This window comes from Pseudomonas sp. SC3(2021) (assembly GCF_019856535.1).
GTDB lineage: Bacteria > Pseudomonadota > Gammaproteobacteria > Pseudomonadales > Pseudomonadaceae > Aquipseudomonas > Aquipseudomonas monsensis.
In genome coordinates, this window is sequence record NZ_CP082236.1 from 4,175,151 (window position 1) to 4,193,279 (window position 18,129).

The 18,129-nt window shown below is 60.7% G+C and carries 23 protein-coding genes and 1 pseudogene; 10 read left to right on the forward strand and 14 right to left on the reverse strand.

Annotated elements, in window-relative coordinates; translation table 11 throughout:
* Positions 1–20: 20 nt before the first annotated feature.
* From K5Y35_RS18655 to K5Y35_RS18690, 8 genes are all read right to left on the reverse strand, one after another.
* Entirely contained in the window at positions 21–1,022 is a 1,002-nt protein-coding gene (locus K5Y35_RS18655; protein WP_222832569.1) for a glutathione S-transferase family protein, read from the reverse strand.
* A gap of 91 nt (positions 1,023–1,113) precedes the next feature.
* Positions 1,114–2,115: a glycosyl transferase family protein gene (locus K5Y35_RS18660; RefSeq protein WP_186744351.1), complete on the reverse strand. Its 1,002-nt coding sequence runs from the start codon at positions 2,113–2,115 to the stop codon at positions 1,114–1,116.
* On the reverse strand, positions 2,112–2,447 hold the full coding sequence (locus tag K5Y35_RS18665; protein ID WP_123462500.1) for a TusE/DsrC/DsvC family sulfur relay protein: 336 nt from the start codon (positions 2,445–2,447) through the stop codon (positions 2,112–2,114). Before K5Y35_RS18665 ends, K5Y35_RS18660 begins: the two co-directional genes overlap by 4 nt.
* Complete coding sequence (gene tusB, locus K5Y35_RS18670) at positions 2,444–2,737, reverse strand: sulfurtransferase complex subunit TusB (RefSeq protein ID WP_222832570.1); 294 nt, start codon at positions 2,735–2,737, stop codon at positions 2,444–2,446. The genes K5Y35_RS18665 and tusB overlap by 4 nt, the downstream gene beginning before the upstream one ends.
* On the reverse strand, positions 2,737–3,093 hold the full coding sequence (tusC, locus tag K5Y35_RS18675; RefSeq protein WP_123462504.1) for a sulfurtransferase complex subunit TusC: 357 nt from the start codon (positions 3,091–3,093) through the stop codon (positions 2,737–2,739). The genes tusB and tusC overlap by 1 nt, the downstream gene beginning before the upstream one ends.
* A gap of 1 nt (position 3,094) precedes the next feature.
* Positions 3,095–3,487 (reverse strand): sulfurtransferase complex subunit TusD, encoded by a 393-nt coding sequence (gene tusD / locus K5Y35_RS18680; RefSeq protein ID WP_222832571.1) that lies wholly within the window; start codon positions 3,485–3,487, stop codon positions 3,095–3,097.
* 94 nt (positions 3,488–3,581) lie between these two features.
* Complete coding sequence (locus K5Y35_RS18685) at positions 3,582–4,286, reverse strand: YoaK family protein (RefSeq protein WP_222832572.1); 705 nt, start codon at positions 4,284–4,286, stop codon at positions 3,582–3,584.
* Between the two features lie 25 nt (positions 4,287–4,311).
* Positions 4,312–4,641, reverse strand: a complete 330-nt coding sequence (locus tag K5Y35_RS18690) for a DUF6388 family protein (protein ID WP_123462960.1) — start codon at positions 4,639–4,641, stop codon at positions 4,312–4,314.
* 134 nt (positions 4,642–4,775) lie between these two features.
* Here K5Y35_RS18690 and K5Y35_RS18695 point away from each other — a divergent pair, with 134 nt between their 5' ends.
* Positions 4,776–5,126 (forward strand): hypothetical protein, encoded by a 351-nt coding sequence (locus K5Y35_RS18695; protein ID WP_222832573.1) that lies wholly within the window; start codon positions 4,776–4,778, stop codon positions 5,124–5,126.
* A 122-nt stretch (positions 5,127–5,248) separates the two neighbouring features.
* On the opposite strand, the gene K5Y35_RS18700 is transcribed toward K5Y35_RS18695, so the two are convergent.
* Positions 5,249–5,674, reverse strand: coding sequence for a GNAT family N-acetyltransferase (locus K5Y35_RS18700; protein WP_123462510.1), 426 nt, complete (start codon positions 5,672–5,674; stop codon positions 5,249–5,251).
* 149 nt (positions 5,675–5,823) lie between these two features.
* Here K5Y35_RS18700 and K5Y35_RS18705 point away from each other — a divergent pair, with 149 nt between their 5' ends.
* The 3 genes and pseudogenes from K5Y35_RS18705 to K5Y35_RS18715 all read left to right on the forward strand — a co-directional run.
* Positions 5,824–6,261, forward strand: coding sequence for a hemerythrin domain-containing protein (locus K5Y35_RS18705; RefSeq protein ID WP_123462512.1), 438 nt, complete (start codon positions 5,824–5,826; stop codon positions 6,259–6,261).
* 222 nt (positions 6,262–6,483) lie between these two features.
* Positions 6,484–7,119: a lytic polysaccharide monooxygenase auxiliary activity family 9 protein gene (locus K5Y35_RS18710; RefSeq protein ID WP_222832574.1), complete on the forward strand. Its 636-nt coding sequence runs from the start codon at positions 6,484–6,486 to the stop codon at positions 7,117–7,119.
* A 42-nt stretch (positions 7,120–7,161) separates the two neighbouring features.
* Positions 7,162–8,163, forward strand: a pseudogene (locus K5Y35_RS18715) (chitinase); the annotation flags it as partial.
* Positions 8,164–8,295: 132 nt separating this feature from the next.
* Here K5Y35_RS18715 and K5Y35_RS18720 read toward each other — a convergent pair.
* Positions 8,296–8,808 carry a methylated-DNA--[protein]-cysteine S-methyltransferase gene (locus K5Y35_RS18720; protein ID WP_222834471.1) on the reverse strand — a complete coding sequence of 171 codons (513 nt, stop codon included), beginning with the start codon at positions 8,806–8,808 and terminating at the stop codon, positions 8,296–8,298.
* A gap of 151 nt (positions 8,809–8,959) precedes the next feature.
* On the opposite strand from K5Y35_RS18720, the gene ggt reads away from it, so the two are divergent.
* From ggt to K5Y35_RS18735, 3 genes are all read left to right on the forward strand, one after another.
* The gene (ggt, locus tag K5Y35_RS18725; RefSeq protein WP_186744347.1) at positions 8,960–10,687 is read left to right on the forward strand and encodes a gamma-glutamyltransferase; all 1,728 of its coding nucleotides are present in this window, start codon (positions 8,960–8,962) and stop codon (positions 10,685–10,687) included.
* A gap of 67 nt (positions 10,688–10,754) precedes the next feature.
* Positions 10,755–11,288, forward strand: a complete 534-nt coding sequence (locus tag K5Y35_RS18730; protein ID WP_222832577.1) for a cysteine hydrolase family protein — start codon at positions 10,755–10,757, stop codon at positions 11,286–11,288.
* 100 nt (positions 11,289–11,388) lie between these two features.
* Positions 11,389–12,408: a lysozyme inhibitor LprI family protein gene (locus K5Y35_RS18735; RefSeq protein WP_128614202.1), complete on the forward strand. Its 1,020-nt coding sequence runs from the start codon at positions 11,389–11,391 to the stop codon at positions 12,406–12,408.
* Positions 12,409–12,429: 21 nt separating this feature from the next.
* Here the strand turns inward: K5Y35_RS18735 and K5Y35_RS18740 are convergent, their stop codons facing one another.
* Complete coding sequence (locus K5Y35_RS18740) at positions 12,430–13,074, reverse strand: TetR/AcrR family transcriptional regulator (RefSeq protein ID WP_222832578.1); 645 nt, start codon at positions 13,072–13,074, stop codon at positions 12,430–12,432.
* Between the two features lie 144 nt (positions 13,075–13,218).
* Between K5Y35_RS18740 and K5Y35_RS18745 the strand changes: the two genes are divergently transcribed.
* Positions 13,219–13,677 carry a GNAT family N-acetyltransferase gene (locus K5Y35_RS18745; protein WP_222832580.1) on the forward strand — a complete coding sequence of 153 codons (459 nt, stop codon included), beginning with the start codon at positions 13,219–13,221 and terminating at the stop codon, positions 13,675–13,677.
* On the opposite strand, the gene K5Y35_RS18750 is transcribed toward K5Y35_RS18745, so the two are convergent.
* A complete protein-coding gene (locus K5Y35_RS18750; protein ID WP_222832582.1) occupies positions 13,668–13,976 on the reverse strand; it encodes a hypothetical protein in 309 nt (102 codons plus the stop codon). The genes K5Y35_RS18745 and K5Y35_RS18750 overlap by 10 nt on opposite strands.
* Before the next feature lie 159 nt (positions 13,977–14,135).
* On the opposite strand from K5Y35_RS18750, the gene K5Y35_RS18755 reads away from it, so the two are divergent.
* Positions 14,136–15,581: a SulP family inorganic anion transporter gene (locus tag K5Y35_RS18755; RefSeq protein ID WP_123462531.1), complete on the forward strand. Its 1,446-nt coding sequence runs from the start codon at positions 14,136–14,138 to the stop codon at positions 15,579–15,581.
* A 108-nt stretch (positions 15,582–15,689) separates the two neighbouring features.
* Here K5Y35_RS18755 and K5Y35_RS18760 read toward each other — a convergent pair whose 3' ends face one another.
* On the reverse strand, positions 15,690–16,205 hold the full coding sequence (locus K5Y35_RS18760) for a carboxymuconolactone decarboxylase family protein (protein WP_222832583.1): 516 nt from the start codon (positions 16,203–16,205) through the stop codon (positions 15,690–15,692).
* 189 nt (positions 16,206–16,394) lie between these two features.
* Between K5Y35_RS18760 and K5Y35_RS18765 the strand changes: the two genes are divergently transcribed.
* Positions 16,395–17,210 (forward strand): AraC family transcriptional regulator, encoded by an 816-nt coding sequence (locus tag K5Y35_RS18765; RefSeq protein ID WP_123462535.1) that lies wholly within the window; start codon positions 16,395–16,397, stop codon positions 17,208–17,210.
* A 2-nt stretch (positions 17,211–17,212) separates the two neighbouring features.
* Here K5Y35_RS18765 and K5Y35_RS18770 read toward each other — a convergent pair whose 3' ends face one another.
* Positions 17,213–18,106 carry a DMT family transporter gene (locus tag K5Y35_RS18770; protein WP_186744341.1) on the reverse strand — a complete coding sequence of 298 codons (894 nt, stop codon included), beginning with the start codon at positions 18,104–18,106 and terminating at the stop codon, positions 17,213–17,215.
* Positions 18,107–18,129: the final 23 nt, after the last annotated feature.

The following is an 18,129-nucleotide window of genomic DNA, read 5'->3' on the forward strand; positions in this document are numbered from 1 at the left end:
CCTCAACATCAGCGAATCAATCAGCCCCTGCGCCAAACCCCTTTCCCGCTCAGCCGCGCCCGATCATGGGCCACACTGAAATCCTGCGCCGGCCCCTTCGGCACAACCCCCGTCGGGTTGATCGTCTTGTGACTGCCGTAGTAGTGATGTTTGATGTGCTGAAAGTCCACGGTCTCGGCAATCCCCGGCCACTGATACAGCTCACGCAACCAGTTCGACAGGTTCGGGTAGTCGGCAATCCGCCGCAAATTGCACTTGAAGTGGCCGTGATACACCGCGTCGAAGCGAATCATCGTAGTAAACAGACGTACATCCGCTTCAGTCAGGAACTCACCGCTCAGGTAGCGGTTGGCGCCCAGCAACTGCTCCAGATGATCGAGCTCGGCAAACACCTCATCGAACGCCGCTTCATAGGCCTGTTGCGAGGTGGCGAAGCCGGCGCGATACACGCCGTTGTTCACTGCCGGGTAGATCCGCTCGTTCAGCGCGTCGATCTCGCCGCGTAACGGTGCCGGGTAGAAGTCCAGGTCGTTGCCGGTGAGGTTGTCGAAGGCGCTGTTGAACATGCGGATAATTTCCGCCGACTCATTGCTGACGATGCGCTTGAGCTGCTTGTCCCACAGCACCGGCACCGTGACGCGCCCGGTGTAGTCCGGGGTGTCGGCGGTGTAGCGCTGGTGCATGAAGTCGAAGTGATCGAGTTTGTCGCCGGTCGAGCCCTGAGCCTTGTCGAAGGTCCAGCCGTTTTCCAGCATCAGCCAACTGACCACCGAGACGTCGATCAGCTTTTCCAGACCCTTGAGTTTGCGCAGGATCAGCGTGCGGTGTGCCCACGGGCAGGCGAGGGACACGTAGAGGTGGTAGCGCCCGGCTTCAGCGGTAAAACCGCCTTCACCGCTCGGCCCCGGCTGGCCGTCAGCGGTGACCCAGTGACGCCGCTGCGCCTGTTCGCGCTGGAACGCGCCGTCCTTGCTGCTTTCGTACCACTTGTCCTGCCAGTGGCCATCGACGAGTAAACCCATGATCAAGACTCCATAAACCAATAAACGTTGGAGTCGAGTCTATTCCGATGGGTTCGAACAAAAAGCGCAAAGATCGGGCGCGAATGATCGGTTAAATCGATTTGTTCCGCGCGGCCCAGTAGCGTTCGGCGGTTTCGAAGGCTTGCTCGCGGCTTTGGCCAAGCCCGCGCAGGGCCAGGGCCATGGTCGAGATCAGGGCCAATTGCGGATAGCTGTCGACCACCTCGCCGCGCCACACCGCTTTCAGATGCTCGATGTCCAGTGCGGCCGGTTTGACGTGGCGCTGGCTCGACAACTGCGGCCATTCCTCGTCCCAGCTCTCGCCGCCGGCGGTGCCGTACAAGTGGCTGTCGGCGTCCGGATTGATCTCGATTTCACCGCCGTCGCCCTTGACCACAATCGCCGTGTCGCCGAGCAGGCCGCTGGCCTCCCGGTGCACGGCTTGATAACCCGGGTGGAAAATACTCTGCAGACCACAACGCGCGCGCAGCGGATTGAGAATCCGTGCCAGCGAGTGGATCGGCGAGCGCAGGCCCATGGTATTGCGCAGGTCGATCATCTTCTGCAGCTGCGGCGCCCAATCCATCAGCGGCATGAACGCCAGGCCGCCGTTATCCAGTGCGCTGCCGACTTGTTGCCAGGTGCGGCACAACGGGATCTGCAGTTCACCGAGCAGTTGCTCGGTATATAGGCGCCCGGCGGTGTGGGCGCCGCCGCCATGCATGAAAATCCGCACACCGTTTTGCGCCAGGCATTTGGCCGCCAGCAGGTACCACGGCAGATGACGTTTTTTGCCAGCGTAGGTCGGCCAGTCGAGGTCGACGTTCAGCGCCGGCGTCTGCAAACGCTCGCGCAAGGCTTCGGTGAAACCGGCCATTTCCTCGGCGCTTTCTTCCTTGTGCCGAAGCAGCATCAGAAAGGCGCCGAGCTGGGTGTCTTCGACCTTATCGTCGAGCACCATGCCCATCGCCTCCCGGGCTTCCTCGCGGGTCAGGTCGCGGGCGCCGCGCTTGCCCTTGCCGAGGATCCGCACGAATTGAGCGAACGGGTGCTCGGCGGGTGTTTCGAGGGTCAGCGCTGGAAAGTCAGTCATAAGCAATTCGTCGGTTTGGGCAGGCCCGCCAGTTTCGCGGCGAGTTTGGCAGGGGTGCCTTTGAACAGTCGGTTCAGGTGCAGGCTGTTGCCTTTTTCCGCGCCGAGTTTCAACGCGGTGTACTTGATCAGCGGGCGCGTGGCCGGCGACAGCTGGAATTCGGCGTAAAAGCTGCGCAACAGTTCGAGGACTTCCCAGTGTTCGGCGGTCAGTTCGATGTCTTCGGCGGCGGCGAGGGCGCCCGCGACATCGTGGGACCAGTCTGCGAGGTCAACCAGAAAGCCATCCTTGTCCAGTTCGATGGCGCGGGTGCCGACGGTCAGGGAATTCATAGCCAGCTGTTGACCTTGTCGTGGTGGATCGACAATTCGACGAAGGCCGGGTAGTCGATGGCTTCGGCCCAATCCGGAATCTGCTGGGCGCGGGCCTGGGCGTCTTCGGTGAGGACGAACAGTTGCAGCTGACGGCTTTGCAGCACCGTGAATGGCGCGGTGCCGGATTGCAAGGCATACACGGCGTCGCCGCACAGCAGCAAGGCGTCGGCCGTGCCGATCACACGCAGGCAACTGCTCAGGCGATCGTCGCCGAACGGGGAATGAGACAACACATGCAAAGTCGACATCAGAGGGTGATCACCTGGTCGTAACGGTCAATAAGGGCGGTGATTTGCTCGGCGGCGAGCGGCTGCGCCTCGTCCAGCGACAGATCGCTCAGCCCACGCAGGCTGGCGCTGTCGGCGCAATAGAACAGTTCTTCAACACCGAACATCGGCAGCGCCTGCAGGTTGGCGCTCAGGTCCTTCTGCTGCAAGGCTTTGGCGTTTTGCCCGGCGGCCAGTTGCAGCACGCCGTCGTCGAGAAACAGCAGGCCGATCGGCAGGTCGAAGGCGCCACCGGCCAGCACGATATCCAGTGCTTCGCGGGCGCCGGGGCCGGACCACGGCGATTGGCGGCTGATGATCAACAGGGATTTGGCCATGTCATGCGCCTCCGAAACAGATCAAACGGTCGGCATCCTGCACGGCGTCGTGCAACTGGCCAAGACCAGACAGCTCCCACGGCGCGCTGACGGACACGGCGTCACGCTGATAGCGTTTGGCTTCTTCGCCGTTCAAGGCACCACGGCGCAGGGCGGCGGCGATGCACACCACGCCATCGAGTTGCTGCTCGGTGATGAACGCACGCCATTGTTTGGGCAGGTCGAGTTCGTCCTGCGGGGTGACCACCGCGTCGGAAGCGTTGTAGACGCCATCCTGGTAGAAAAACAGCCGGACAATCTCATGCCCCCCGGCCAGTGCCGCCTGGGCAAACAGCAGGGCGCGGCGCGAGGAGGGCGCATGGGCGGCGGAAAACAGCGCAATGGCGAACTTCATGACGGACTCGATCAGCGAAACTGCGGCCATGATAAAGCTTTATGAAGTCATCCGCGAAACCGAAGTCATGCACATGACCCCACAGGGTCGCATTTCAGCGGGGCATGTAGCCCAACTGCCAACGACGCGGAATGGCCAGGGACAGCACACCCAGCATCGCGGCCAGTACACCACTGGCCAACATCGCCTTGAGGCCAAAATGGTGTTCCAGCACCGCGCCAAGAATCGCGCCGATAAACATCCCGCTCCACGGCACCAACTGCACCCGCCAGCCATTACGGCGTTCGCCGAGCAACCAGCGGCCCAGGCCACGGCCAAAGCGTGACAGGGCGCCGGTGACATAGGTCAGCCCGACCGGGAGGCCATTCACTTCCTCGACCGACGCGTTGAGCATGCCCATCGCAATGATCGCCGCCAGCAGCGCCGGCAATTGTGCGTCATACGGCCAGACCGCCGCCGCGCAGAGCAGGGTGGCGATACACAGCAGCAGCGGCAGCGCCCGGCGGCCGCCGAGGCGAGCAACGAGCACGCCCAGGGCGTTACCGACAATAAAGGTCGCGACGAGGATTATCAGGCGCACGGTCAGCCCGAAATCACCATCGCTGATCGCCACGGCCAGGCGTGTGGTATTGCCACTCATGAACGACACAAAGTCGCCGCTGGCCATGAAGCCGATCGCATCGGTCATGCCCGCGAGTACCGATAGGCTGGCCACCAGCGCCAGGCCCACACGCCCGCGCCACTTTTGCGTGTGCAGGTGGCCGGGGCTGGCGCGGTGAGTCGAGGCGGATGGCAGCATGGGTGCAGGTGTCCTTACGCAGCGATTAAGGTTCTATGCCATACAGGTCGCAATATTCCAGCCAGTCCATGCCAGCCATCTCTGCGACTTCGCGATGCACCTCCAGGCGCTGCGCGCGATATTCCTGCGGCGAATCGGTGGTCAGTTGCAGGGTCAGTTCCCAGGCAAACAGGCCCTTGCTCTCGGCCTCCGCCTCAAATGCTTCGTGCAGACGCTCTTCGCGATACTGGGCCTGGGTTTCGCCTTTGGCCTGGGCCAGCAGTGGGTTGAGGTTGTCGAGGGTTTCGCGCAAGTCAGGTCGCGCGTCGAGAAACAGTTGCAGGGCATGTTCATGTCGCTGGTCGGTAGGCGCCATGGGTTTTCCTTGTGAGGCTGATGACCGTAGGTTGCCGTAGCTGTCGGCGTGTGTCGCGTGATAAATGCAGTAAAGCAGAACGATTCCTGCCGCTGCGGTGCTACAGTCCGCTTTTTTCTGACTGAGCGAAAACAATGCGAATTCTGATGGTAGCGCTGGCGGCAACACTGCTGGCCGGGTGCGCGGGTTCGGTGATGGATGATGCTCGCACGAGAACGCCGTACAAAGTCATGACCTCGGACAAGCCCGAGAAAATCGTGGCCCAGTGCGTGCAATTCGGCTGGCAGGACGAAGCGGTGTTCGGCGTGGATGCCGCCGCCTATCTGGAACCGCGCAAACAGGGTGGTACGACGGTGTACACGCGTTCCGCCGAGTCGTTTGTCGATGTGACAACCGGGCCTTCGGGCACGACGCTGAGTTACTACGTGCAAAAGGATGATTTTGTCGCCAAGCGGCGCTTGGCGGCGTTGGCGACCTGCCTTTGATCATGCATTGATGCGGCCAGCCTCAGCGCGGGCAAGCCCACAGGATTTTGTGTGTCGCTGAAGATTTCAGCCTCACCACAAAACCTGTGGGAGCAGGCTTGCCCGCGAAGGGGCCGGCCCATTCAAACGATCAAGCGCTTCTGGAAAAAATGCCGTTTATGTCCCGGCGGGTAGTCGTCTATTTCCCCAAACTGGCTATACCCGAGCTTTTCGTAGAACGCCGGCGCCTGAAAGTCGAAGGTGTCAAGCCATGCCCCGATGCAGCCTTTCTCCCGCGCCAGGTCTTCGGCCATGCGCATCAGCTTCGATCCAACACCCTGACCGCGGCCAGCCTCGGGCACTGACAGCAAATCGATGAACAGCCACTGGCACACCAGCCGCCCATACAGCCCGCCAAGGATCTGGTTGTCATCGTCGCGCACCAGCAGGGTGAGCGGCTCCGATACCGCGATCCCGGCCTTGGCGACGTTGTAGGCATGCAGGGGCGCCAGAATGGCCTGGCGTTCTTCTTCGGTGTTGTTCTGCGACTGCTCGATGCGCAACTTCATGCGTGACGTCCTTGTAGTGTGAACCCGCAGCCTAGCCTGTCTAGGGGGCATCTTCAAAGCCCTTGCCCCAACCGTTTGGAACCGCCGCTCCCGCGTTGCGGTCTAGCCTTTACAGCGTCATTCCAGCACGCGGTTGATGAGGACCCCCCATGAATATTTTTGAAGCCCTTCGTGAAAGCCATGACCGCCAGCGTACCTACGCCAAAGCCCTGATCGCGACCAGCGGCGATACGCCGGAGCGCGTTGAAGCCTACAAGCAGCTCAAGGCCGAACTGCAGGCCCATGAAACCGCTGAAGAGCGCCACTTCTATATCCCGCTGATGGAATTCGACAACGGTGTCGATCTCAGCCGCCACGCCATTTCCGAACACCATGAGATGGACGAAATGATGGAAGAGCTCGACGAGACCGAGATGTCCAGTCCGGCGTGGCTCGCGACCGCGAAAAAACTCTCGGACAAGGTGCATCATCACCTCAAGGAAGAGGAACAGAAGTTCTTCCAGATGGCCGGGAAACTGCTCGACGACAAACAGAAAGAACAGCTGGCCGGGCAATACGAAAAGGAGTTCCAAGCGCAACTACCGTGACGCGTGAATGCGCGATTTCGTAACCTTGACGTGTAGGTCTTTGCCTATGCGTCGAGTGAGATTCGCCGCACTTAACTGTACATATATCCAGTGTTTTCGCTGTTTTACCGATTGTGTCCCGGCAGGCTGCGACAAAACCGCCGATGGACAAAAAAATCACCTCCGTTAGCTTGAAGGCCTCTCCTCGGAATGGAGAGTTCTTAAATCAACGGAGTGAAAAACATGAATCAACCACAAGCACAAACCCAACTGCGACACGGTCGCGTCATCTCCCCGGCCAGCCGCGGTGCGGTGGCGATCGAGCAAGGATTGCTCGGCGCCTGGCAGGTCAACGAAATGGAAGGCGGCAAGAATTTCCCGGCGCTGGCTGCCGGGCCTTTTCCGGCGCCTTACCAGACTGACTCCGACAGTGTCACGCCGCCTGCCGATGGCTACATCCTCAGCGGTGGCAAGACCGATGCCCGTGACTGCGTGAACTTCACCCAGGAAGAGATGAGCAAAAAACTCGGCCGCCCGTTCATCTGGCCGCTGCTCAATGTCACCCCGGGGCAGACCCTCGACATCCAATGGGAATACACCGCGCCACACACCACTCGTGGCTATCGCTGGCTGATCACCAAGGATGGCTGGGACCCGAAACAACGCATCACCCGTGCGCAACTGGAAGCCCAGCCGTTCTTCGAGGATTTTTACACGCAGGTGCCTTACTACAGCTATCCCAATGAGCTGAAGGCCAAGGTCAATCACGCGGTGAAACTGCCGGCCAACAAAAAGGGCCACCACGTCATCGTGCTGATGTGGATCGTCGCCAACACCGGTAACGCCTTCTATCAGGCCTTCGACGTCGACTTCAAATAAGTCGTCATCACCCTGAATCCACACGTTCTGAAGGATTAGAACATGTCAAAGATCGACTTTTCTTTAATGCAAAACACCGCGAGCGATGCCGCCTCGCTGATGCCGAGCATCGCCGGTAAAAAGATCCTCATGGGCTTCTGGCACAACTGGCCCGCGGGGCCGAGCGACGGCTACCGTCAGGGGCGCTTCGCCGAGCTCGCTCTGGAAGCGGTGCCCAAGGAATACAACGTGGTTGCCGTGGCGTTCATGAAGGGCAGCGGGATTCCAACCTTCAGGCCGTATAACCTGTCCGACGCCGAGTTCCGCCGCCAGGTCGGCGTTCTCAACAGTCAGGGCCGGGCGGTGCTGATTTCCCTCGGTGGCGCCGATGCGCAGATCGAGTTGCGCGCGGGGCAGGAACAGCCACTGGCCAACGAAATCATCCGTCTGGTGGAAACCTACGGCTTCGACGGGCTGGACATTGATCTTGAACAGAGCGCGATTGATTCCGCTGCCAACAAGACCGTCCTGCCGGCTGCGCTGAAGCTGGTCAAGGATCACTACGCAGGCCAGGGCAAGCACTTCATCATCAGCATGGCACCGGAGTTTCCGTACCTGACCAGCACCGGCAAATATGTCGGTTACCTGCAAGCGCTGGAAGGCTACTACGACTTCATCGCCCCGCAGTTCTACAACCAGGGCGGCGATGGCATCTGGGTGCCGGAGGCCAACAGCGGCGCTGGCGCGTGGATCGCCCAGAACAACGATGCGCTGAAGGAGGACTTCCTGTATTACCTGACCGAAAGCCTGGTGACCGGCACTCGCGGGTTCACCAGGATTCCTGCCGAGAAGTTCGTCATCGGCTTGCCGGCCAACGTCGATGCGGCGGCGACCGGTTACGTGATCGACAAAGCGGCGGTGGGCAATGCGCTCAAGCGTCTGGCAATCAAGGGGCATCCGATCAAGGGGCTGATGACCTGGTCGGTGAACTGGGACAACGGCAGCAGCAAGGATCATGTGCCGTACAACTGGGAGTTCAGCCAGCGTTATGGTCCGCTGATCAACGGAGTGAAGCTGGCTGAGTAAGTGAGCCAAAGGGCCCGGTAGCGCTGCCGGGCTCTTTGCTGAGCGATCAAAAGAGCACCTCCATTGAAATTCAGTCCCCTGGAGGCGCTGCCGAAGACTGCGATCTTTTCTTTAAAAACCCTCCAGCCGCCCTGTGCCGGGCCGCTGCCCACCTTCAAGCACCAGCAAGCGCTCCTTGGCCTCCAGCCCCCCGGCGAACCCGGTCAATTTCCCCGAGGCACCAATCACCCGATGACACGGCGCAACAATTGAAAGCGGATTTTTCCCATTGGCCGCACCGACGGCCCGCACGGCAGCGGGATGGCCGATCTGCTCGGCAATCTGGCTATAGGTTCGCGTCTCGCCAAACGGAATGGTCAGCAGCGCCGCCCAGACTTTTTTCTGGAAGTCGGTGCCGACAAAGTCCAGCTCCAGATCGAAGCAATGCCTTTGTCCGGCAAAATATTCTGCAAGTTGCCGAGCGGTTTTCATCAGCAGCGGATTGTCCGGCGCCTCGCTCATCGGCCCGAGACTCACGCGATTGGGTTTGTCGTTTTCCCAGAGGATGGCCACCAGTCGTGAACCGTTCGCGACCAGCTTCAGCTCACCGACCGGTGAGGGCAGGGTGATGAACGTGTACGACATGGTGACCAGCTCCGGATCAGAGGATGAACAGCGCTCAGCATACTGCCTGATCGGGGAGGCGCAATACGCAAAGCCGACCATACTGCTTGTTGCTCTTGAAGCGTTCCCCTCTGTTTTGCACAGCCCCTAAAACAAAAAAAGAGATCGACTCATGAAGTACGAACCTTTGGCCAAATCGCTGATCGCGACCTCACTGGCACTCAGTTGCCTTATGGCTCACGCTGCTTCGGTGGCCCCGGTTGCCGCCGAGAACGGTATGGTCGTCACGGCGCAACATCTGGCCACGCATGTCGGTGTCGATGTACTGAAAAGCGGCGGTAACGCGGTAGATGCGGCGGTTGCCGTCGGTTATGCGCTGGCGGTGGTTTATCCTGCGGCGGGCAACCTCGGTGGCGGCGGTTTCATGACGATTCAACTGGCGGACGGGCGCAAGACCTTCCTCGATTTCCGTGAAAAAGCCCCGCTGGCGGCGACCGCCAATATGTACCTCGACAAGGACGGCAACGTCGTGCCCGATCTGAGCACCCGAGGCCACCTGGCGGTCGGCGTGCCGGGCACCGTTTCGGGCATGGAGCTGGCGCTGAGCAAATACGGCACCAAGCCGCGCAAGGAAATGATCGCTCCGGCCATCAAACTGGCCGAAGACGGGTTTGAACTGCAGCAGGGCGACGTCGAACTGCTGGAGTACGCCACCGACGTGTTCAAGAAGGACATGCGCGATTCCGGCTCGATTTTCCTGCACAACGGCGAACCGATGCAGGTCGGGCAGAAACTGGTGCAGAAGGACCTGGGCAAAACCCTGCGCACCATTTCCGAGAAGGGCGCCGACGGTTTCTATAAAGGCTGGGTGGCCGACGCGATTGTCACGTCCAGTCAGGCCAACAAGGGCATCATCACTCAGGCCGACCTCGACAAATACAAGACCCGGGAACTGGCCCCGGTGGAATGCGATTACCGTGGCTACCACGTGGTGTCGGCGCCACCACCGAGTTCTGGCGGCGTGGTGATCTGCCAGATCATGAATATCCTCGAAGGTTATCCGATGAAGGATCTGGGCTTTCACTCGGCCCAGGGCATGCACTACCAGATCGAAGCGATGCGCCACGCTTACGTGGATCGCAACAGCTACCTCGGCGATCCGGATTTCGTGAAGAACCCGCTCGAACATCTGCTCGACAAGAACTACGCGACCAAACTGCGCAACGCGATCCAGCCGCAGAAGGCCGGTGTTTCGGCGGAGCTGAAGCCTGGCGTGGCCCCTCATGAAGGCAGCAACACCACTCACTATTCGATCGTCGACAAGTGGGGCAACGCGGTGTCGGTCACTTACACCCTCAATGACTGGTTCGGCGCCGGCGTGATGGCGAGCAAGACCGGGGTGATCCTCAACGATGAAATGGACGACTTCACCTCCAAGGTCGGCGTGCCGAACATGTATGGTCTGGTGCAGGGCGAGGCCAATGCCATCGCTCCCGGCAAGGCGCCGCTGTCCTCGATGAGTCCGACCATCGTCACCAAGGACGGCAAAGTGGTCATGGTGGTCGGCACGCCGGGCGGCAGCCGGATCATCACCGCGACCTTGCTGACCATGCTCAACGTCATCGACTACGGCATGGGCCTGCAGGAAGCGGTCGACGCGCCGCGCTTCCACCAGCAGTGGATGCCGGAGGAAACCAACCTCGAAGACTTCGCGGCCAGTCCGGATACGAAGAAGATCCTCGAGAGCTGGGGCCACAAGTTCGCCGGCCCGCAGGATGCCAACCATATCGCGGCGATTCTGGTCGGTGCGCCTTCGCTGGGCGGCAAACCGGTAGGGAAGAACCGCTTCTACGGCGCCAACGATCCACGGCGCAATACCGGCTTGTCACTGGGTTACTGAGCGGCGTAAAACAGGGGGCGGACGGCGTTCCGCCCCTGTCTCAAGGATTGATCAAGGAAGGCTCATCATGACCACCGCATTACTGATCATCGATGTTCAGCGGGCTCTCTGCTCGGGCCAATACCAGTGCCACGACATTCACCGCGTGATCGACACGATCAACGCCCTCGGCGCTCGTGCGCGCAAGGCCGGCGTGCCGGTCGTGCTGATCCAGCATGAGGAAAAGGACAGCCCGTTGGCCTACGGTGCCGAGGGCTGGCAACTGGCCGAAGGACTGGCAACGTCCGCCAGCGATCTGCGGGTACGCAAGACTGCCCCGGATTCGTTTTATCAGACCGAACTGCGCAAACTGCTGTCCAGTGAAGATTTCGAACAACTGGTGATCTGCGGTCTGCAGACCGACTACTGCGTCAACGCCACCGTGCGTCAGGCGCATCAACTGGGTTACGACGTGGTGCTCGTTTCCGACGGCCATTCCACCCTCGACAACGGCAACATGAGCGCCGAGGACATCATCGCCGAGCACAACAAGGATCTGGCGCACCTGACCGGCTCCGTGGCGCGGATCGATGTCAAACCGGCTGCTGAAATCAGGTTCTGACCGACACATCCAATTCCCCTGTGGGAGCAGGCCCGCTCCCCCAGGATTTCTGTCAGCGTCACTGGCATACTGCGCGCCGTCTGAAGAATGGAATCTACCGATGTTCGCGCTCAAGCTCCGCCACCTCCTGATGCTCTCAGCGTTCGCTGTTGCCCCCGGCGTCCACGCCAGCAGTTTCGATTGCGCCAGTGCCGGCACCCCGACTGAAAAAACCATTTGTGCCGATCCGGATCTCTCCAATCTTGACCAGAGACTGGGTTCGGCATGGCAGTCCGCTGTGGCAAAGGTCGCCGACCCGAAAGCCCTGAAAGCGGATCAGCGAGGATGGCTCAAGCAACGTAATCAATGTAACGAACAGGTCCCCTGTTTACGCCGGCAGTACCTGATGCGGCTCACGGCCCTTGAATACATGGTCAAGCCGTTTTCCTGGAATAGCACCTGGCAGCTGATTCCCTGGGGTGTTTCAGAAGGGGCAGAGCTGAAAACACAGCGCAAGGGGGCCTCACAGATCACCTTCGATATTTCAGCGGCGAACGGCAGTCATTCGGGTGAACTGGAGGGGGTCGCCACTGTGGAGGGTACGCAGGCCCGTTACGCAGAAGGAGACTGCGTTTTGACGTTCACGGCGCTCAATGGACTCATGGACGTTACACAGACTGGCGATGCTTCCGATTGCGGTGCCGGGATGGGTGTTTACTACGGCGGTCGGTATGTGGCATCGAAGCAAACGGTCGCGGTGGGTTATGACTTGCTCACACTGGGCGTGGTACAGACTCGACGAGAGAACGAGATCGTGCACACGCTTCTCGGCGGCGACTATCAGGTGCTTCTGCAAAACTGTGGCATTACACAGACAGGTGATGCCTCTGTCGATGTACCTAATGGTGAAGTCAGCAAATACTGGGTCCGGGGGCTGCCATCGAGCAATGCGGCGATTGTGATGCGTGCACCGGATGAGCGTATCTGGCTGGTGGTGTTGGTATTTGACCAGCAGGGTAAATCCCGTGCGCGCTACTACACCAACGTTGCCGAGTGGAAAGGGCGTTTGCCTGACGCCTTGCGCGCCTGGCACAGGGACCTGGGGGGTGAATTGGTTCTGCCTCTGGACTTCATGCCCTGACCGGGTTGCGCGGCTGCCTCTTCAAGTCGCAAACAAAACCCCACGAATCCCCCCCGTCCGCGGCGGCATCATCACGCCCTCCAGCACCATCCGCGTGATCGTCTGCGCTGCCGTCTGGTAGTCCTCATCCTGCGGCTCGGGTCGGCCAGTGATGCAACCCATCTGCCAGCCAATATTGGTGTACGTGCGCGTCGCCGACCAGATGAACAGCATCAAATGCTCCGGATCCACCGGGGCCAGCAAACCGCGCTCGATCCAGCTGCGCAAACATTCAACATTGCGTCGCGCCTCAGCGTGCAAGAGGTCGCGGCACTCAGCGGGCAGTTGGCGACCACCCAGCAGCAATTCGCTGCTGAACACCTTGGCAGCCGCCGGATGTTCACGGGCGATGCGAATTCTGGCAGCGACATAGGCACGCAGGCCAATCAGCGGGTCATCGCTTTCACGCAACACCGCCGAGGCTTCCAGCAGTGGCTCGACAAAACCCAGCAGCACTTTGCAGTACAGGTTTTCCTTGGTCTGGAAGTAGTAATACAGGTTGGCCTTGGGCACCCCGGCGCGGGCCGCGATGTCACGGGTCTGGGTCGCGTCGAAGCCGTTGGCGGCGAATGCCTCGCTGGCGGCGGCCAGAATCGACTGTTCGTTGCGAACGCGGATGGCGCTCATGGATACACGGTAAGAATGGACGGCATGGGAAGGTTCTGACGAAATCGGTTTCGCAATATACAAAACTATATAGCGATGAAGCCAGCGCACTCGACACGCAGCGCTATGCTGGTTCGAACATTCAAACAAAGGAGGGAAGGGCAAATGACCATCAAGGCGCGGCGAGCGGACGCAACACATCTGGATGCGGTGGCACCGTTGTTCGACGCTTACCGGGGGTTTTATCAGCAGCCGGCGAACCTGGCGCAATCGCGGGCGTTCATTGCCGAACGCCTGGCTAACGACGAATCGGTGATTTTTTTCGCTGAGGATGACAGCGGCGAAGCGCTCGGTTTTGTGCAGTTGTACCCGACGTTTTCCTCCATTGATGCTCACCGCACCTGGCTGCTCAGCGATCTGTTTACCACGCCTGCCGCTCGTGGCTGCGGCGTGGGCCGACTGCTGATGAACAGCGCCCGCGACTTTGCCCTGCAAACCGGCGCCAAGGGCCTGGTACTGGAAACCGCCACCGATAACCTCGCCGCGCAGAGCTTGTACGAATCGCTGGGTTATGTGCGTGACACCGGTTACTACACCTACCTGCTGGATTTGCGTCAGGCTTGAGTGCAGGCCTTCAGCAACCGCTCGATCTGCGCCAATTCCCAGGTACTGAGCAAACTCACAGGATCAGTGCCGTAGCGCTGCCAGGTATCGAGCGCACCTTCCAGGCCATCGGCACTGCGGGCGTATTCACAGTGATGTAACTGCGCGTCTGCAAAATCCAGCAGCAGTCGCCAGCCTTCGATATCGACTGCAATCAGTGCGGATTCGCCTGGCGCTGCGCACACTTCAACTGTCAGTACGCCCAGTGCGGCTTCACGCAGACGCTGGCTCACTTCGCGGGCAGTCAGAAAACACGGCATGTTCTGCACTCATTCAAAGCACGAGCGCGCAGCATAAAGGTCAGGTTGATCAGTGTCAGCGTTCACTGGCCCGCGGCGGAACAATTCCGTAACATCCGCAACCCTCTTTTTCCGCGAACACCCGCGGCCGTGCTCATCGGCCGCCCAGTCAGGTAAACCATGAAACCGATTCGTCTGCGCGCCGATGTCCTGGCCGGACTCACCACCTCGTTTGCCCTGTTGCCCGAGTGCATTGCGTTTGCGCTGGTGGCTCACCTCAACCCGCTGATGGGCCTGTATGGCGCGTTCATCATTTGTACGCTGACCGCTTTGTTTGGCGGCCGGCCGGGCATGGTCTCCGGTGCAGCGGGTTCGATGGCGGTGGTCATCGTCGCGCTGGTGGTGCAACACGGCGTGCAATACCTGCTGGCGACGGTGTTGCTCGGCGGCCTGATCATGATGGCGTTCGGGCTGCTGCGTCTGGGTAAACTGGTGCGCATGGTGCCGCACCCGGTGATGCTCGGTTTCGTCAACGGTCTGGCGATCATCATTGCGCTGGCGCAACTGGAGCATTTCAAGAACGGTGAAGCCTGGCTCAGCGGCACGCCGTTGTACCTGATGACCGGGCTGGTGCTGTTGACCATGGCCATCGTCTATCTCCTGCCGCGCCTGACCCGCGCGGTGCCGCCGGCCCTGGTGGCAATCCTCGGCGTCGGCCTGCTGGTCTACCTGTTTGGCCTGCCGACCCGCACTTTGGGCGACATGGCACACATCGCCGGTGGCCTGCCGACTTTCGCGCTGCCGGACATTGCATGGAATCTCGAAACCCTGCGCATCATCGCGCCGTACGCAATCCTGATGGCGCTGGTCGGGTTGCTGGAAACCCTGCTGACCCTCAACCTCACCGATGAAATCACCGAGACCCGGGGCTATCCGGATCGCGAATGCGTGGCGCTGGGCGCGGCGAACATGGTCAGTGGCGCATTCGGCGGCATGGGCGGTTGCGCGATGATTGGCCAGACGGTGATCAACCTCAGTTCCGGCGGGCGCGGGCGTCTGTCGGGTGTGGTGGCGGGGGTGTTGATTCTGTTGTTTATCCTGTTTCTGTCGCCGCTGATCGAGCGTATTCCGCTGGCGGCGCTGGTCGGGGTGATGTTCGTGGTGTCGCAGCAGACCTTCGCCTGGGCCTCGTTGCGGGTGCTGAATAAAGTGCCGCTCAACGATGTGCTGGTGATCATTGCGGTGACAACCATCACTGTGTTCACCGATCTGGCCACGGCGGTGCTGTGCGGCATCATCATCGCCGCGCTCAATTTCGCCTGGCAGCAGGCTCGCGAGTTGTACGCCGATGAACATCTGGAGGCCGATGGCAGCAAACTCTATCGCCTGCATGGCACGTTGTTTTTTGCCTCGACCACGCCGTTCCTCAATCAATTCGATCCGGCCAACGACCCGGCGAAGGTGACGCTGGATTGCCGGCATTTGAGCTTCGTCGATTATTCGGCGATCGCCGCGCTGAAAACCTTGCGCGAGCGCTACGCCAAGGCGGGCAAGGAATTGCAGGTGTTTCACCTCTCCGAGCGCTGCAAGAAACTGCTCAAGCGTGCCGGCGTCGAGCACCACTGATCCTGTATGGGAGCGGGCTTGCTCGCGAAGGCGTCGTGTCATTCAACGCTGAAGTTGAGTGATCCATCGCCTTCGCGAGCAAGCCCGCGCCCACATTGGTTTTTGCGTTTAAACGATGGCCGGAAAGTCGATGTCGGTCAGCGCGGTGTTGTTCAGATAGTTGGTCAGGGTCTGCACGGCCACCAGCGCGATCACTTCAATGATCTTCACGTCGTTGATGCCGGCAGCGCGTGCGGCGGCGATCTGTTCGTCGTTCAAGTGGCCGCGGCTCTCGGTCAACTGCCGGGCGAGCGTGGCGTAGGCGTTGAGTTCACCCTGACGCGCGGCGACGATGTCTTCGGCCGACAGCCCGGCCTTGCCGGCAAACAGCGTGTGTGCTGCCAGGCAATAATCGCACCCGTTGACCTGCGACGTGGCGAGGTACACCGCTTCCTTTTCCTTGGCGCTGAGCGAGGTTTTGCCGAGGATCGCCGAGGCTTGCACGTAGGTTTCCAGCGCCACCGGCGCCTGGGCCAGGGTGGCGAACAGATTCGGCAGGAAACCGATCTTCTTTTTCACGCCTTCCAGTACCGGGCGAGTGGCGTCAGTGGCGGTGTCGAGGCTGATAGCGTTGATGCGGCTCATGGTGATTCTCCGAAAATCCGCGGCGAAGTGCAGCGGGGATGGAGGCCATGTTATGCAGCGCAACTGGCGCCTTGGCGGCAAATCGTCGAGGATATGCGGCAGATCGTCCAGAATTGCCGGCCAAGCGCCTTCGCGACACGGCGTCAGCGGTGCAACCAAAAAAGCAGCAGATTTGCCTCGGAGTCGCCCATGGATCGCCTTTCTACCTTGCTCAGCCATTTCGGCGTAAACGCCGGGACCTTTCACAGCGGCACGTTTTGCGGCCTCAGCGTGCATGCCGACGAACCGTGTGGCCATGTGCACCTGTTGCAAGCGGGCGAGTTGCTGCTCAAACCTGGCAACGCGCGCGAAATCAGACTCGATGAGCCCTCGCTGATTTTCTTTCCCGGCCCCTTTGCCCATCGGATGTTCGCCGACGAGGCCATGAACCCCCGGATCGTCTGCGCGACGCTGACATTTGACGGCGGTTCCGGTAATGCCCTGGCGGCAGCCTTGCCGGATTATCTGGTGCTCAAACTCACGGAGATACCGGAGCTGGGCGGCACGCTGGAGTGGTTGTTCAAGGAAGCTTTCGAAGCGCATTGCGGGCGGGTGGCAGTGATGGACCGGTTGTTCGAATTGCTGGTGATTCTGTTGTTGCGCCACCTTATCGAGCGTCGCGAACAGCAGCCGGGGATGATGGCCGGGCTGGCCGATCCACGGCTGTCACGTGCACTGAATCTGATCCACGAACAACCGGAAAAACCGTGGAGCGTGGCCGAACTTGCCGCCGCCGCCAACCTGTCCCGCGCAGGATTTGCCGAACACTTTCGCCGCGTCGTCGGGCAGCCACCGGCGGATTATCTGCTGAGCTGGCGAGTCAGTCTGGCGCAAAAACGTCTGCGCGAAGGCAAGCCGATTGCGTTGATTGCCGAAGAAGTCGGCTATGAAAGTCCGTCGGCGCTGGCCCGGGCGTTTCGACGCAAGACCGGGCTCAGTCCTCGAGCGTGGAAGGCAGCCAACTGAGGTCATTTGGCGAATTTCTTCGCTCCGACCACGCATGAAATCACGCCCAGCGTCACTGCCAGCATGCCGAGGCTGACGTGTTCATGCAGCAGTGTCGCGGCCAGGGCCAGGCCGAAAAACGGTTGCAGCAACTGCAACTGACCGACCGCCGCGATCCCGCCCTGAGCCAGGCCGCGATACCAGAAAACGAAGCCGATCAACATGCTGAACAACGCGACGTAGGCCAGGCAAAGCCACGCTGACAGACTGATGTCGCGGAACGAGGCGGGCGCCAGCCACAGACTCAGCAGCGCCATCACCGGCAGCGCCAACACCAGGGCCCAGCAGATCACCTGCCAGCCACCGAGGCTTCGCGACAGTTTTGCGCCTTCGGCGTAACCGAGGCCGCAGGCCAGAATGGCGGCGAGCATCAGCAGGTCGCCGGTGGGCGAAGCGGTCAGCCCCTGGGCCAGGGCGAATCCGACCACCAGCGCACTGCCAAGTATCGAGAAGATCCAGAACACCGGTCGTGGCCGTTCACCGCCGCGCAACACGCCGAAAATCGCGGTGGCCAACGGCAGTAGTCCGACGAACACAATCGAATGCGCCGAGGTCACATGTTGCAAGGCCAACGCGGTCAGCAACGGAAAACCGAGCACCACGCCGAGCGCGACAATCAACAGCGACCACCACTGCTCGCGCGCCGGACGTGGTTCGCGAAACAGCCACAACAGCGCCACCGCACACAACCCGGCAATGGCTGCGCGTGCCACGGTGAGAAACACCGGATCGAATTCCAGCACGGCCAGACGCGTGGCCGGCAATGAGCCGCTGAAGATCACCACGCCGATAAAGCCGTTGATCCAGCCGCTGGTTTTGTCCAGGGTCGGGTGGGGCAGATTCGAGGTTTGTTCCATACGCCTTCATGCTCGGAGAGGGG

Coding starts and splice junctions, on each gene's coding strand:
- K5Y35_RS18655 (WP_222832569.1), bottom strand. CDS start 1,022: ATGGGTTTACTCGTCGATGGCCACTGGCAGGACAAGTGGTACGAAAGC.
- K5Y35_RS18660 (WP_186744351.1), bottom strand. CDS start 2,115: ATGACTGACTTTCCAGCGCTGACCCTCGAAACACCCGCCGAGCACCCG.
- K5Y35_RS18665 (WP_123462500.1), bottom strand. CDS start 2,447: ATGAATTCCCTGACCGTCGGCACCCGCGCCATCGAACTGGACAAGGAT.
- tusB (WP_222832570.1), bottom strand. CDS start 2,737: ATGTCGACTTTGCATGTGTTGTCTCATTCCCCGTTCGGCGACGATCGC.
- tusC (WP_123462504.1), bottom strand. CDS start 3,093: ATGGCCAAATCCCTGTTGATCATCAGCCGCCAATCGCCGTGGTCCGGC.
- tusD (WP_222832571.1), bottom strand. CDS start 3,487: ATGAAGTTCGCCATTGCGCTGTTTTCCGCCGCCCATGCGCCCTCCTCG.
- K5Y35_RS18685 (WP_222832572.1), bottom strand. CDS start 4,286: ATGCTGCCATCCGCCTCGACTCACCGCGCCAGCCCCGGCCACCTGCAC.
- K5Y35_RS18690 (WP_123462960.1), bottom strand. CDS start 4,641: ATGGCGCCTACCGACCAGCGACATGAACATGCCCTGCAACTGTTTCTC.
- K5Y35_RS18695 (WP_222832573.1), top strand. CDS start 4,776: ATGCGAATTCTGATGGTAGCGCTGGCGGCAACACTGCTGGCCGGGTGC.
- K5Y35_RS18700 (WP_123462510.1), bottom strand. CDS start 5,674: ATGAAGTTGCGCATCGAGCAGTCGCAGAACAACACCGAAGAAGAACGC.
- K5Y35_RS18705 (WP_123462512.1), top strand. CDS start 5,824: ATGAATATTTTTGAAGCCCTTCGTGAAAGCCATGACCGCCAGCGTACC.
- K5Y35_RS18710 (WP_222832574.1), top strand. CDS start 6,484: ATGAATCAACCACAAGCACAAACCCAACTGCGACACGGTCGCGTCATC.
- K5Y35_RS18720 (WP_222834471.1), bottom strand. CDS start 8,808: ATGTCGTACACGTTCATCACCCTGCCCTCACCGGTCGGTGAGCTGAAG.
- ggt (WP_186744347.1), top strand. CDS start 8,960: ATGAAGTACGAACCTTTGGCCAAATCGCTGATCGCGACCTCACTGGCA.
- K5Y35_RS18730 (WP_222832577.1), top strand. CDS start 10,755: ATGACCACCGCATTACTGATCATCGATGTTCAGCGGGCTCTCTGCTCG.
- K5Y35_RS18735 (WP_128614202.1), top strand. CDS start 11,389: ATGTTCGCGCTCAAGCTCCGCCACCTCCTGATGCTCTCAGCGTTCGCT.
- K5Y35_RS18740 (WP_222832578.1), bottom strand. CDS start 13,074: ATGAGCGCCATCCGCGTTCGCAACGAACAGTCGATTCTGGCCGCCGCC.
- K5Y35_RS18745 (WP_222832580.1), top strand. CDS start 13,219: ATGACCATCAAGGCGCGGCGAGCGGACGCAACACATCTGGATGCGGTG.
- K5Y35_RS18750 (WP_222832582.1), bottom strand. CDS start 13,976: ATGCCGTGTTTTCTGACTGCCCGCGAAGTGAGCCAGCGTCTGCGTGAA.
- K5Y35_RS18755 (WP_123462531.1), top strand. CDS start 14,136: ATGAAACCGATTCGTCTGCGCGCCGATGTCCTGGCCGGACTCACCACC.
- K5Y35_RS18760 (WP_222832583.1), bottom strand. CDS start 16,205: ATGAGCCGCATCAACGCTATCAGCCTCGACACCGCCACTGACGCCACT.
- K5Y35_RS18765 (WP_123462535.1), top strand. CDS start 16,395: ATGGATCGCCTTTCTACCTTGCTCAGCCATTTCGGCGTAAACGCCGGG.
- K5Y35_RS18770 (WP_186744341.1), bottom strand. CDS start 18,106: ATGGAACAAACCTCGAATCTGCCCCACCCGACCCTGGACAAAACCAGC.